Origin of the sequence: Micromonospora sp. SL4-19 (assembly GCF_047921475.1) — a bacterium.
Classification (GTDB): domain Bacteria; phylum Actinomycetota; class Actinomycetes; order Mycobacteriales; family Micromonosporaceae; genus Micromonospora.
Genome location: NZ_JBLROB010000033.1, coordinates 32,247 through 44,213, shown reverse-complemented (window position 1 = coordinate 44,213; position 11,967 = coordinate 32,247). Strand labels below are relative to the sequence as shown.

Here is an 11,967-nt window from a genome sequence, read left to right as displayed (position 1 = left end):
AGCGAGGCCCGGCTCAACCCGGACAGATTGTGACGATCTCGCCTGTCTGCTTCGCCCCGACTTAATACGACATGTCAACGCGAATTACTTGTGGTCTTCCTTAAACCCGTAGGTAATTGGCATCACAATTGGTTCATCGTTCTCGCACATCCGGGTGGAAGTCTGCTTAGGCTTCGCGTCATGGCAGAAGGTTCCGATACGACGCTGACGGCTGAGCAGACCGCCGAGCAGGCCCCCAACGGCCTGGTCGCCGGCATCAAGTCGTTCGCCGCCGGGCACGGCGGCGCGAAGGCGGTCATCGAGTACGTCGGCAAGCGCGGCGCGCGGATCGTCCTCGTGGGTGCGGACGGGGAGTGGGCCGACCAGTTCGCGGACGGCACCGACGTGGCGCGGCTCGCCTGCGCCACCGCGGCGTCGCCGTCGAGGCGGCGATCTGGGACGACCCGGCCGTGGACTGGTCCAGGTACGACTTGGTCGTGCTCCGCTCACCCTGGGACTACGCGCTGCGCCGGGACGAGTTCGTCGCCTGGGCGCAGACCGTGCCGCGCCTGGTCAACCCCGCCGACGTGGTCCGCTGGAACACCGACAAGCGCTATCTGGGCGAGCTCTCCGCCGCCGGAGTGCCCACCGTGCCGACGGTCTGGGTCGAGCCGGGTGAGCCCTGGCAGCCGCCCGCCGACTCCGGCGAGTACGTGATCAAGCCGGCGGTCAGCGCCGGCAGCCAGGACACCGGCCGGTACGACCTGGCCGACCCGGAGCACCGGGAGCTGGCCGCGAAGCACGTGCGGCGGCTCTCCGACGCCGGGCGGGTCACCATGGTCCAGCCGTACCTGAGCGCGGTCGACACCGCCGGGGAGACCGCGCTGCTCTTCCTCACCGGGCCGGACGGCCTGGCGTTCAGCCACGCCATCCGCAAGGGGCCGATGTTGACCGGCCCCGATCTGGGCGTGGCCGAGCTCTACAAGGAGGAGCGCATCGACGCCCGGGCGGCGCTGCCGGACCAGCTCGCCGTGGCGCAGCAGGCCCTCGCGGCCGTCCCGGGTGGCCCGGACCGGCTGCTCTACGCCCGGGTCGACCTGATCCCCGGCCCCGACGGCGCGCCGGTCCTGGTGGAGCTGGAGCTCACCGAGCCGAGCCTGTTCATCGGATACGCCGACGCGGCCCCCGACCGCCTCGCCGCGGCGATCACCACCCACCTGGCCCGCCGGTCCTGACCGGCGGGCCCCGGCCCGTGGCCGCCCTGCCGCCGGCGAGGCGGCGCGGGCCTCACACCTCGTCCTCGTGATTGCGGTCCCACCGGCCCCCGATCGGCGGCGTCTCCAGCCGGACGGCGGCCTCGTTTCCGGCGAAATCGTTGTCCTCGATCCGGCAGGAGACGCACCGGCCCGCCGTGGTGATCCAGAACCCGTAGGTCTGGGTGTGCTCGTCCCGGTTCCAGATCCGGTTGCCGCGCACGGTGGCCGACTCGAACGGGGCGTTGACGGCGATTCCGGCGCGGACCGTCGGACCGGCCGGCAGCTCGTACGCCGTGCCGGGCGCGGGGACCGCCTCGTTCCACCCGGTCGCGCCGTCCGGCCGCACCTCGGCGAGTGACAGCTCGGTGGCGGTGTTGGCGGCTACCACAGCGGTCCGCGAGTCGACCCGCAGCACCTTGCCCCGGTGCCCGTCCCAGGGCCAGCCCGCGGCACTGTCGATCATCGTGCGGGGCGAGTAGCGCACCGTGTCGCCGCTACCGTGGTGCGCCGGCGCGGAGCGCCGGCCGTTGTCGCGGATCCGGTTGCCGACCAGCGCCGCGTCGATCATCGGCCGGTCGATCCGGATCCCGTCCAGCGCGTTGTCCCGGATGTCGTTGGCCTCGATCACCATGTCCGCCGCCGCGCCCGGGTAGCCGTCGCCCAGGGCGTGCTCGTGGTAGCCGTACCCGCCGTTGCGGCTGATCCGGTTGCCCCGGACCGTGTAGGGGCCGGGAGTGTTGCCCATGCTGATCCCGTCGCCGACGTTACGGTCGATGACGCAGTCGGTCAGCAGGCCGCCCTGGCCGGCCACCCCGGAGGTGCCGTTGGCGGAGACGTCGAATCCGGCTTCCAGGTTGTTGGTGAGGGTGCAGGCGGACACCACCAGCCCGTCTGCCCCCCAGTCGGAGATGCCGAACCGGTTGGCCTGGCTGTGGCAGCCGATGATGCGGAAGCCCCGCGGTCGCGCCCAGGTGGCCTTCTGCAGCTCCAGGAAGATCCCGTTGGTGCCGTTGCCGACCGTGGTGCAGTTGGCGATGGTGAGCCGCTCCACGTCGCCCCAGCCGCCGATGCCGACGCCGATGCCCGCGCCGCCCATCTGCTCGCCGTTGTCGAGCCGGCCGCAGCCCACCACGACCACCCCGTCGACCAGGCTGTCCTGGAGGAAGTCGCAGCCCAGCCCGGTGGCCCCGGTGTGGTGGATGTAGAGGTTGCGGAACACGCCGCGCACCACGTACTGGAGGCCGAGGCCCTTGGCGAGGTAGTTGTACTCGGCCATGCCGACGCCGGAGCCGTCGATCTCGAAGTCGGCGAACGTGCAGTCGGCGATGTGCCGGTCCCGGTCCGCGCCGTGCTGGACGGTGGTCCAGAACGCCAGCGGCACGGGACTGCCGCGGTTTCCCTCGTTGCTGAGCAGGAACCGGGTCGCCGCGGAGCCGGCGCCGACCAACGACACGCCGCTGCGCCACACGGTGCCGGCGTCCCGGATCGAGTAGATGCCGGGCGGGCAGTAGATCACCCGAGCCCGTCCGTCGGCGTCGTATCCCTCGCCCAGCCGGTCCACCAGCGCCGCCAGGGCCGGCTGGTCGTTGGTCACCCCGTCGCCGGTGAGCCCGAAGTCGCGCGCGTCGCACCACAGCGGCGCGCCGGCGACCGGGGTGAGCCGCTGCGGGACGGTCGTGGACAGGCCCTTGCGTGACACCGGAGCTCCCCTCGGGGGCGGACGGTCCGTCGGCGGACCGCATTCCCGCGGCCGCCGGCGGGTAACGCCCCGGGCGGCTCAGGCGGCCGCGGTGACCGTCTCGGCGGTCCGGACGGGCCGCGCCGCGGGCGTGATCGGGCGGCGCTCCCGGGTTGACCAGAGCATTCCCAGGGTCGCCAGCAGCACCAGGCAGGAGCCGAGCATGTGCGCGGCGACGAGCGCCCCCGGCAGGTGGGTGAAGTACTGCACGAAGCCGATCAGGCCCTGGCCCAGCTCGACCGCGACCAACACGACGGCGGCCCGGGCGGCCCGCGCCGCGCCCACCGCGCGGAACGCGAAGACCAGCGCCACCGAGAGGCCGATCAGCAGGAAGACCCCGTCGGCGTGCACCTGCGAGATCGACTCCGGGTCGAGGCCGTTGCGCGCCGCGCCCTGGTCGCCGGCGTGCGGGCCGCTGCCGGTCACCCAGGTGCCGACCACCAGCACCGCCGCGCTCACCAGCGTGGTGAGGCGGGCGAGGGTGCGCAGCGGGGCCGGCACGGTGGGCGTCACCGGCCCCTCCGGCTCGACGGCGCGCCGCCAGAGGGCGTACGCGGCGGCGATCACCGCCATCGAGGCGAGGAAGTGCAGCCCGACCACCCACGGGTTGAGGTTGGTCAGCACGGTGATCCCGCCGATCACCGCCTGCGCGGGGATGCCGAACAGCACGGCGAGCGCGAGCGGCAGCAGCGCCCGTCGGCGGGGCCGCTGGGCCAGCACGGCCAGCACCACGGCGAGGGCGATGACCCCGACGGCGAAGGTGAGCAGCCGGTTGCCGAACTCGATCACCCCGTGCACGCCCATCTCCGGCGTGGCGTGGTACGACTCGTCGGTGCACCGGGGCCACGTCGGGCAGCCGAGGCCGGAGGCGGTGAGCCGGACCGCCCCGCCGGTGACCACGATCGCCACGTTCGCGATGATCGAGGCGTACGCGAGGCGGCGCAGCAGCGCGGGGGAGACCGGGAACCGGACGGAGGGCTTCACGGAGCGAATCCTACGCACCGTAGTGGACCTCGATCGGGTGACTCCGCCACCCCGGTGTCGGGAATCACCGGGACCCGGTTTGCGGCCCCCCGACGAATTACGTAACGTTGGCGTTGTGAAAAAGGCGGCGGCGCTCCCCGAGCACCAGCCGGCGACCGCTCCGGTCGCCGGTGCGGGCGCGTCCGCCGATCCTTCCACCCGTGACCGGGTCACCCAGCTGCTGCTGGAGCGGGGGGCGACCACCGCCGCCCAGCTCGGGTCGGCGCTCGGGCTCAGCCCGGCCGCGATCCGCCGGCACCTCGACGCGATGCTCGCCGACGGCGACGTGGTCGCCCGGGAGCAGGCCGTTCGGGGCAGCCGGGGGCGGGGCCGCCCGGCCAAGGTCTTTGTGCTGACCGAGGCGGCCCGGGTGCGCTGCGGCACCCACCACTACGACAACATGGCCATGGCCGCGCTGCGCTGGGTCGCCCGCACCGGTGGCTCCGAGGCGGTGGAGGCGTTCGCCGCCGACCAGGTGGCCGCGCTGGAGGCCCGCTGCCGCGCCGCCATGGAGGACGCCGGCGACGACCCGCTCGCGCGGGCGGAGGCGCTCGCCGGGGCGTTGACCGCCGAGGGCTACGCTGCCAACGCGTCCACGATCGCCTCCGGCGGCCAGCTGTGTCAGCACCACTGCCCGGTGGCGCACGTGGCCGCCGAGTTTCCCCAGCTGTGCGAGGCCGAGACCGCGGTGATCTCCCGTCTGGTCGGCACCCACGTGCAGCGCCTGGCCACCATCGCGCACGGCGACGGGGTGTGCACCACGCACATCCCGGCCCAGCCGCGGAAGTCCGGTAACACCGTCACCACTGTGAGGACAGATAGATGACCGAGCAGATCGTCCAGCCCCTGACCCAGGAGGAGCAGCTCGCCGCCCTCGGTCGCTACGAGTACGGCTGGGCCGACCCCGATGTCGCCGGGGCGTCCGCCCAGCGCGGCCTCAACGAGGCGGTGGTGCGGGACATCTCGGCCAAGAAGAACGAGCCGGCCTGGATGCTCGACCTGCGCCTGAAGGGCCTGCGGCTGTTCGGCCGCAAGCCGATGCCGGCCTGGGGCGCGGACCTCACCGGCATCGACTTCGACAACATCAAGTACTTCGTGCGGTCCACCGAGAAGCAGGCCACCAGCTGGGAGGACCTGCCCGAGGACATCAAGAACACCTACGACCGGCTGGGCATCCCCGAGGCGGAGAAGCAGCGGCTGGTCGCCGGCGTCGCGGCGCAGTACGAGTCCGAGGTCGTCTACCACAAGATCCGTGAGGACCTCGAGGAGCAGGGCGTCGTCTTCCTCGACACCGACACCGCGCTGCGCGAGCACGAAGACATCTTCAAGGAGTACTTCGGCACGGTGATCCCGGTCGGCGACAACAAGTTCGCCGCGCTGAACACCTCCGTCTGGTCCGGTGGCTCGTTCATCTACGTGCCGAAGGGCGTGCACGTGGAGATCCCGCTGCAGGCCTACTTCCGGATCAACACGGAGAACATGGGCCAGTTCGAGCGGACGCTGATCATCGTCGACGAGGGCGCGTACGTGCACTACGTCGAGGGCTGCACCGCGCCGCTCTACTCCTCCGACTCGCTGCACAGCGCCGTGGTGGAGATCATCGTCAAGAAGAACGCCCGGTGCCGCTACACGACCATCCAGAACTGGTCGAACAACGTCTACAACCTGGTCACCAAGCGCGCCGTCTGCCACGAGGGCGCGACCATGGAGTGGGTCGACGGCAACATCGGCTCCAAGGTGACCATGAAGTACCCGGCGGTCTACATGACCGGTGAGCACGCCAAGGGCGAGGTGCTCTCGGTGGCCATGGCCGGCGAGGGCCAGCACCAGGACGCGGGCGCCAAGATGGTGCACGCCGCGCCGCACACCTCCTCGACCATCGTGTCGAAGTCGATCGCCCGGGGCGGCGGCCGCACCTCGTACCGGGGCCTGGTGCAGGTGCTGGAGGGCTCGCACAGCAGCCGGAGCACGGTCAAGTGCGACGCGCTGCTGGTCGACACCATCTCCCGCTCCGACACCTACCCCTACGTCGACATCCGCGAGGACGACGTGTCGATGGGGCACGAGGCGACCGTCTCCAAGATCAGCGACGACCAGCTCTTCTACCTGATGAGCCGGGGCCTGAGCGAGGACGAGGCGATGGCGATGATCGTGCGCGGCTTCATCGAGCCGATCGCCAAGGAGCTTCCGATGGAGTACGCCCTGGAGCTCAACCGCCTGATCGAGCTCCAGATGGAGGGCGCGGTCGGCTGACCCCGGCCACCCGACTGCTCCGGGTCGCGGCGTTGCGGCAGACGCGCCGAGCCGGAGTGGTCGCCGGGCGGGCCGGTCGCACCGGCCCGCCCGACCCAGCACGAAACCGCCGTCGCAGAACAGCAAGGAAGAGATGACTACCCAGGCTTCCGCGCCGCCCGCCACCAAGTCGCAGGCGCTCCGCTCGTACGACGTCGCCGACTTCCCGGCCCTCACTGGCCTGGAGGAGGAGTGGCGTTTCACCCCGCTCAAGCGCCTGCGCGGCCTGCTGGACGGCGCCGTGACGGACGAGTCGGCACACTGGCCGGCCCGCGAGTACGGGCAACTGCCCGCGGGGGTCACGGTCGGCACCTTGGCGAAGGACGATCCGCGCCGGGGCAGCGTGCTTACCCCGTTCGACCGAATCAGCGCGCGCGCCTACGGCGAGTCGGACCTCGGCCTGCTGGTACAGGTGGCCCGGGAGGCGGTGGTCTCCGAGCCGGCGATCATCACCGTGCACGGCGGCCCGTCCGACGTGGTGGCCTTCACGCACACGTTCGTCGAGATCGGCGCGCTCTCCGAGTCGGTTCTGGTGCTGCGGCACGTCGGTTCCGGCACGCTGGCGGACAACGTCGAGGTGGCGGTGGCTGACGGCGCGAAGCTGACCCTGGTCACCATCGCCGACTGGGCCGACGACGCCGTCCAGGCGCAGCACCTCAAGGTGCGGCTGGGCCGGGACGCCAAGGTGACCCACGTGCAGGTGAGCCTCGGTGGCGACCTGGTCCGGCAGTACACCTCGGTGGAGTACGGCGACCGGGGCGGCGAGGCCGAGCTGTACGGCCTCTACTTCGCCGACTCGGGCCAGCACCTGGAGCACCGGCAGATGGTCGACCACACCGTGCCGGACTGCCGCAGCTACGTCGGCTACCGGGGTGCCCTGCAGGGCGCCAGCGCGCACACCGTCTGGGTCGGCGACGTGCTGATCCGGGCCGAGGCGACCGGCACCGACACGTACGAGATCAACCGGAACCTGCTGCTCACCGACGGCGCCCGGGCGGACTCCGTGCCGAACCTGGAGATCGAGACCGGCGAGATCGCCGGCGCCGGCCACGCGAGCGCGACCGGCCGCTTCGACGACGAGCAGCTCTTCTACCTGATGGCCCGCGGCATCCCGGAGGCAGAGGCGCGCCGCCTGGTGGTCCGCGGCTTCTTCGCCGAGCTGATCAACAAGATTCCGGTCGAGGAGCTGCGGGAGCGGCTCGGTGACGCGATCGAGGCGCGGCTGACCAAGGCCGGCGCCTGATGATCAGGATCTGCGCGACCGAGGACGTGCCGAAGGGCACCGCGATCAGTGCCGACGTCGACGGCACCCGGATCGCGCTCGTGCACGGCGACGACGACCAGTTCTACGCCGTGTACGACGAGTGCTCGCACGCCGCGATTCCCCTCTCCGAGGGCGAGGTCGAGGGGTGCACGCTGGAATGCTGGCTGCACGGGTCCCGTTTCGACCTGCGTACCGGTGAGCCCACCGGGCTGCCCGCGACCGAACCCGTTCCCGTCTATCCCGTCGAAGTTCGCGACGGCGACATCTACGTCAGTCTGACGCCGAGCAATGGAGTGACCCGATAATGAGCACCCTGGAGATCCGCGACCTGAAGGTGTCGGTCAAGCTGCCCGAGGGTGAGCTCAAGCCGATCCTGGCCGGTGTCGACCTGACCGTGAAGTCGGGCGAGACCCACGCGATCATGGGCCCGAACGGCTCCGGCAAGTCCACCCTGGCGTACTCGATCGCCGGCCACCCGAAGTACGAGATCACCGGCGGCTCGGTGACCCTCGACGGCGAGGACGTGCTGGCCATGTCCGTCGACGAGCGGGCCCGCGCCGGCCTCTTCCTGGCCATGCAGTACCCGGTCGAGGTTCCCGGCGTCTCCGTCGCCAACTTCCTGCGTACCGCCAAGACCGCCATCGACGGCGAGGCGCCGAAGCTGCGCACCTGGGCCGGTGAGCTGCGCGGTGCCATGGAGAAGCTCCAGATGGACCCGGCGTTCGCCCAGCGCAACGTCAACGAGGGCTTCTCCGGCGGCGAGAAGAAGCGGCACGAGATCGTGCAGCTGGAGCTGCTCAAGCCGAAGATGGCCATCCTCGACGAGACCGACTCCGGCCTCGACGTGGACGCGTTGCGCGTGGTCAGCGAGGGGGTCAACCGGGTCCGCGACACCGGCGACACCGGCCTGCTGCTGATCACCCACTACACCCGGATCCTGCGCTACATCAAGCCCGACTTCGTGCATGTCTTCGTGGCCGGCCGGATCGTCGAGCAGGGCGGCCCGGAGCTGGCCGACAAGCTCGAGGAAGAGGGCTACGAGCGGTACGTCGCCGGAGCCGGTTCGGCGCGGGCCTGACCTACGAGACGGGGGCCGCTGAGATGACCACCATCGCCATCCCGCCGGGGATGCCGCAGTACGACGACGTGCCGCGTTACGACGTGGCCACGGTGCGCGCCGACTTCCCGATCCTCGACCGGGAGATCAACGGGCACCGGCTGGTCTATCTCGACAGCGCCAACACCTCGCACAAGCCACGGCAGGTGCTCGACGTCCTCACCGAGCACTACGCGCGGCACAACGCCAACGTGTCGCGCTCGGTGCACACCCTGGGCACCGAGGCGACCGAGGCGTACGAGGGGGCCCGGGCGAAGATCGCCGCGTTCATCAACGCGCCGAGCGTGGACGAGGTGGTGTTCACCAAGAACTCCACCGAGGCGATCAACCTGGTGGCGTACGCCTTCTCCAACGCCTCGTCGCGGCCGGACGCCGACCCGCGGTTCCGGCTCGGTCCGGGCGACGAGATCGTGATCTCCGAGATGGAGCACCACTCGAACATCGTCCCGTGGCAGCTGCTGGCCGAGCGGACCGGCGCTACGCTGCGCTGGTTCCCGGTCACCGACCAGGGCCGGCTGGACGAGTCCGGCCTGGACGACCTGGTCACCGAGCGCACGAAGATCGTCTCGCTGGTGCACATGTCCAACATCCTCGGCACGGTCAACGCCACCGCGCGGATCACCCAGCGGGTCCGCGAGGTGGGCGCCCTGCTGCTGCTCGACTGCTCGCAGTCGGTGCCGCACATGCCGATGGACGTGGTCGACTACGACGCCGACTTCATCGTCTTCACCGGCCACAAGATGTGCGGCCCGACCGGCATCGGTGTGCTCTGGGGGCGCGGCGAGCTGCTCGCCGCGATGCCTCCGGTGCTCGGCGGCGGTTCGATGATCGAGACGGTGTCGATGGCGCGGTCCACGTTCGCCCCGCCGCCGGCCCGGTTCGAGGCGGGCACCCCACCGATCGCCGAGGCCGTGGCGCTCGGCGCCGCAGTGGACTACCTCGGCGGGATCGGGATGCGGGCGATCCAGTGGCACGAGAAGGAGCTGACGGCGTACGCGCTGGACGCCCTCGCCACCGTGCCCGGGCTGCGCATCTTCGGCCCGAACGTGCCGGTCGGCCGGGGCGGGACCATCTCGTTCGCGCTCGGCGACATCCACCCGCACGACGTCGGGCAGGTGCTCGACTCGCTCGGCGTGCAGGTGCGGGTGGGGCACCACTGCGCGAAGCCGGTGTGCACGCGGTTCGGCGTCCCGGCCATGACGCGGGCGTCGTTCCACCTGTACACCACCACGGACGAGATCGACGCGCTGGTGGCCGGTCTCGAGCAGGTGCGGAAGGTGTTCCGATGAACCTGGCGACGCAGGAGCCCGGCGAATCGACGGGAGTTCAGCCTGATGCAGCTTGAGTCTCTTTACCAGGAGATCATCCTGGACCACTACAAGCACCCGCACGGCCGCGGCCTGCGGGATGCGTCCCCGGAGGCCCGGGTCGGCGAGGCGCACCACGTCAACCCGACCTGCGGCGACGAGATCACCGTGCGGGTGGCCACCGACGGCAAGGTGTTCACCGACATCTCGTACGACGGGATGGGCTGCTCGATCAGCCAGGCGTCGGCGAGCGTGCTGCATGAACTGCTGCGCGGCCGCACCGCGGACGACGCCGCGGTGGTGCACGAGGCGTTCGTCGAGTTGATGTCCGGGCGTGGCCAGGTCACGCCGGACGAGGACGTGCTCGGAGACGGGGTGGCGTTCGCGGGTGTCGCGCGCTATCCGGCCCGGGTGAAGTGCGCGTTGCTGTCGTGGATGGCGTTCAAGGACGCCGCGGCACGCGCCGGGGTGGGCGTGAGCCCGACGGAGGTGAAGGCATGAGCAGCGACGAGACCACCACGCCGGAGGCCGGTGCGGTCGCGACCGACGGCGCGGCGACGCCGGCCACCGGCGGGGCCGCCCCGGCCGGCGGCAAGGCCGTGATCGCCGACATCGAGGAGGCGATGAAGGACGTCGTCGACCCCGAGCTGGGCATCAACGTGGTCGACCTGGGTCTGGTGTACGGCGTCCACGTCGACGACGCGAACGTGGCCACCCTGGACATGACGCTGACCTCGGCGGCCTGCCCGCTGACCGACGTGATCGAGGACCAGGCCCGACAGGCGCTGACCACCGGCCCGGGCGGCGGGCTGGTCAACGACATCCGGATCAACTGGGTGTGGCTCCCGCCGTGGGGCCCCGACAAGATCACCGACGAGGGGCGGGACCAGCTCCGCTCCCTCGGCTTCAACGTCTGACTCCTGCGGTCACCCCGTCGAGCGCGACGCCCCTGCGGGCGTCGCGCTCGACGCGTCTCCACCCCTGCCGCCAGCGCCGTCCCGCGCCCCGCTGTGCCATGCCCCCGCGCCCCGCGCCCCCGCGTTCAGGATCACGCTCGATCCTGGATGTAGTGGCCTTGGAGTGACGGCCAGGCCACTACATCCAGGATGTAGCGCGATCTTGGGACGGGACAGGGGCACGGGGCGCGGGCGAGGTGGAAATCGGGTGGCGGTGCCGGCGGGGTGGACGCAGGATGGCGGGATGATCGAGGCGTACCCGAAGCAGGTTCCTGTCCGCGCGGCCACCGCCGTGCGTCGACAGCGCACCTGGCCGGGGATCGCCTCGACCCGCCGTCCGCCGTCGTGAGCGGGGCGTTCCTCGCCGGGCTGGTGGCCGGCTACGGCGTCGCAGTCCCGGTCGGCGCGATCGCGGTGCTCATCCTCGGGCTCAGCGCCCGTACCTCCTTCCGGGTCGGCGCGGCGGCGGCGCTCGGGGTTGCCACCGCCGACGGCGCCTACGCCGCCGTGGCGGCCCTCGGCGGTGCCGTGGTGGCCGGCCTGCTCGCCCCGTTCGCCGATCCGTTGCGGCTGGTCGCGGCGGCGGTGCTGCTCGTGCTCGCCGGGCACGGCGCGTGGCGGGCCCTGCGGACTCCCGCCCCGACCGGCCCGCGGCCGGCGCGGCGCGGGCTGGACACCCCGGCTCGGGCTTACCTCGCGATCCTCGGCCTGACCCTGCTCAACCCGGCCACCGTCGTCTACTTCGCGGCGCTCGTCCTCGGCCGGCGGGACGTCGGTGGGCCCGACGTCGTGGCCGCCGGGCTCTTCGTGCTCGGAGCCTTCCTCGCCTCGGCCAGTTGGCAGTTGCTGATCGCCGGGGGCGGCACCCTGGTGGGTCGGGCGCTCACCGGCCCCCGGGGCCGGCTGGTCACCGCGCTGGCCTCCAGCACGATCATCGCGGCGCTCGCCGTCGCAATGCTGCTGGCCTGACCCCGCCGGTAACAGACCATAGTGGACAATCGAAGTATGACAGTCTGATGACGATTGATCTTCACC

General features: G+C 71.5%; 12 protein-coding genes. 10 read left to right on the top strand and 2 right to left on the bottom strand.

Annotated features, from left to right (window positions below; translation table 11 throughout):
* Positions 1-353 precede the first annotated feature (353 nt).
* Positions 354-1,214 (top strand): ATP-grasp domain-containing protein, encoded by an 861-nt coding sequence (locus ACNAVT_RS27345; RefSeq protein WP_416300317.1) that lies wholly within the window; start codon positions 354-356, stop codon positions 1,212-1,214.
* A 52-nt stretch (positions 1,215-1,266) separates the two neighbouring features.
* Here the strand turns inward: ACNAVT_RS27345 and ACNAVT_RS27340 are convergent, their stop codons facing one another.
* Both ACNAVT_RS27340 and ACNAVT_RS27335 read right to left on the bottom strand, forming a co-directional pair.
* Positions 1,267-2,934, bottom strand: coding sequence for a right-handed parallel beta-helix repeat-containing protein (locus ACNAVT_RS27340; RefSeq protein WP_416300315.1), 1,668 nt, complete (start codon positions 2,932-2,934; stop codon positions 1,267-1,269).
* Positions 2,935-3,012: 78 nt separating this feature from the next.
* The gene (locus ACNAVT_RS27335; RefSeq protein WP_416300313.1) at positions 3,013-3,975 is read right to left on the bottom strand and encodes a COX15/CtaA family protein; all 963 of its coding nucleotides are present in this window, start codon (positions 3,973-3,975) and stop codon (positions 3,013-3,015) included.
* A 97-nt stretch (positions 3,976-4,072) separates the two neighbouring features.
* Between ACNAVT_RS27335 and ACNAVT_RS27330 the strand changes: the two genes are divergently transcribed.
* From ACNAVT_RS27330 to ACNAVT_RS27290, 9 genes are all read left to right on the top strand, one after another.
* Positions 4,073-4,822 carry a helix-turn-helix transcriptional regulator gene (locus ACNAVT_RS27330; RefSeq protein WP_416300311.1) on the top strand — a complete coding sequence of 250 codons (750 nt, stop codon included), beginning with the start codon at positions 4,073-4,075 and terminating at the stop codon, positions 4,820-4,822.
* Entirely contained in the window at positions 4,819-6,249 is a 1,431-nt protein-coding gene (gene sufB, locus ACNAVT_RS27325; protein WP_151461959.1) for a Fe-S cluster assembly protein SufB, read from the top strand. The genes ACNAVT_RS27330 and sufB overlap by 4 nt, the downstream gene beginning before the upstream one ends.
* Before the next feature lie 133 nt (positions 6,250-6,382).
* Positions 6,383-7,531: a Fe-S cluster assembly protein SufD gene (gene sufD, locus ACNAVT_RS27320; RefSeq protein WP_416300309.1), complete on the top strand. Its 1,149-nt coding sequence runs from the start codon at positions 6,383-6,385 to the stop codon at positions 7,529-7,531.
* Positions 7,531-7,857: a non-heme iron oxygenase ferredoxin subunit gene (locus ACNAVT_RS27315; RefSeq protein ID WP_416300308.1), complete on the top strand. Its 327-nt coding sequence runs from the start codon at positions 7,531-7,533 to the stop codon at positions 7,855-7,857. Before sufD ends, ACNAVT_RS27315 begins: the two co-directional genes overlap by 1 nt.
* Positions 7,857-8,630, top strand: coding sequence for a Fe-S cluster assembly ATPase SufC (sufC, locus tag ACNAVT_RS27310; RefSeq protein WP_091270088.1), 774 nt, complete (start codon positions 7,857-7,859; stop codon positions 8,628-8,630). Before ACNAVT_RS27315 ends, sufC begins: the two co-directional genes overlap by 1 nt.
* A 23-nt stretch (positions 8,631-8,653) precedes the next feature.
* Positions 8,654-9,958 (top strand): cysteine desulfurase, encoded by a 1,305-nt coding sequence (locus tag ACNAVT_RS27305; RefSeq protein WP_416300307.1) that lies wholly within the window; start codon positions 8,654-8,656, stop codon positions 9,956-9,958.
* Between the two features lie 45 nt (positions 9,959-10,003).
* Positions 10,004-10,477, top strand: a complete 474-nt coding sequence (sufU, locus tag ACNAVT_RS27300) for a Fe-S cluster assembly sulfur transfer protein SufU (protein WP_416300306.1) — start codon at positions 10,004-10,006, stop codon at positions 10,475-10,477.
* On the top strand, positions 10,474-10,893 hold the full coding sequence (locus ACNAVT_RS27295; RefSeq protein WP_416300305.1) for a metal-sulfur cluster assembly factor: 420 nt from the start codon (positions 10,474-10,476) through the stop codon (positions 10,891-10,893). The genes sufU and ACNAVT_RS27295 overlap by 4 nt, the downstream gene beginning before the upstream one ends.
* A gap of 384 nt (positions 10,894-11,277) precedes the next feature.
* Entirely contained in the window at positions 11,278-11,901 is a 624-nt protein-coding gene (locus tag ACNAVT_RS27290) for a LysE family transporter (RefSeq protein WP_416300304.1), read from the top strand.
* Positions 11,902-11,967: the final 66 nt, after the last annotated feature.

Excerpts from the sequence above, each read along its gene's own strand:
- sufB (WP_151461959.1), top strand. The coding sequence starts at position 4,819 with ATGACCGAGCAGATCGTCCAGCCCCTGACCCAGGAGGAGCAGCTCGCC.
- sufD (WP_416300309.1), top strand. The coding sequence starts at position 6,383 with ATGACTACCCAGGCTTCCGCGCCGCCCGCCACCAAGTCGCAGGCGCTC.
- ACNAVT_RS27315 (WP_416300308.1), top strand. The coding sequence starts at position 7,531 with ATGATCAGGATCTGCGCGACCGAGGACGTGCCGAAGGGCACCGCGATC.
- sufC (WP_091270088.1), top strand. The coding sequence starts at position 7,857 with ATGAGCACCCTGGAGATCCGCGACCTGAAGGTGTCGGTCAAGCTGCCC.
- ACNAVT_RS27305 (WP_416300307.1), top strand. The coding sequence starts at position 8,654 with ATGACCACCATCGCCATCCCGCCGGGGATGCCGCAGTACGACGACGTG.
- sufU (WP_416300306.1), top strand. The coding sequence starts at position 10,004 with ATGCAGCTTGAGTCTCTTTACCAGGAGATCATCCTGGACCACTACAAG.
- ACNAVT_RS27295 (WP_416300305.1), top strand. The coding sequence starts at position 10,474 with ATGAGCAGCGACGAGACCACCACGCCGGAGGCCGGTGCGGTCGCGACC.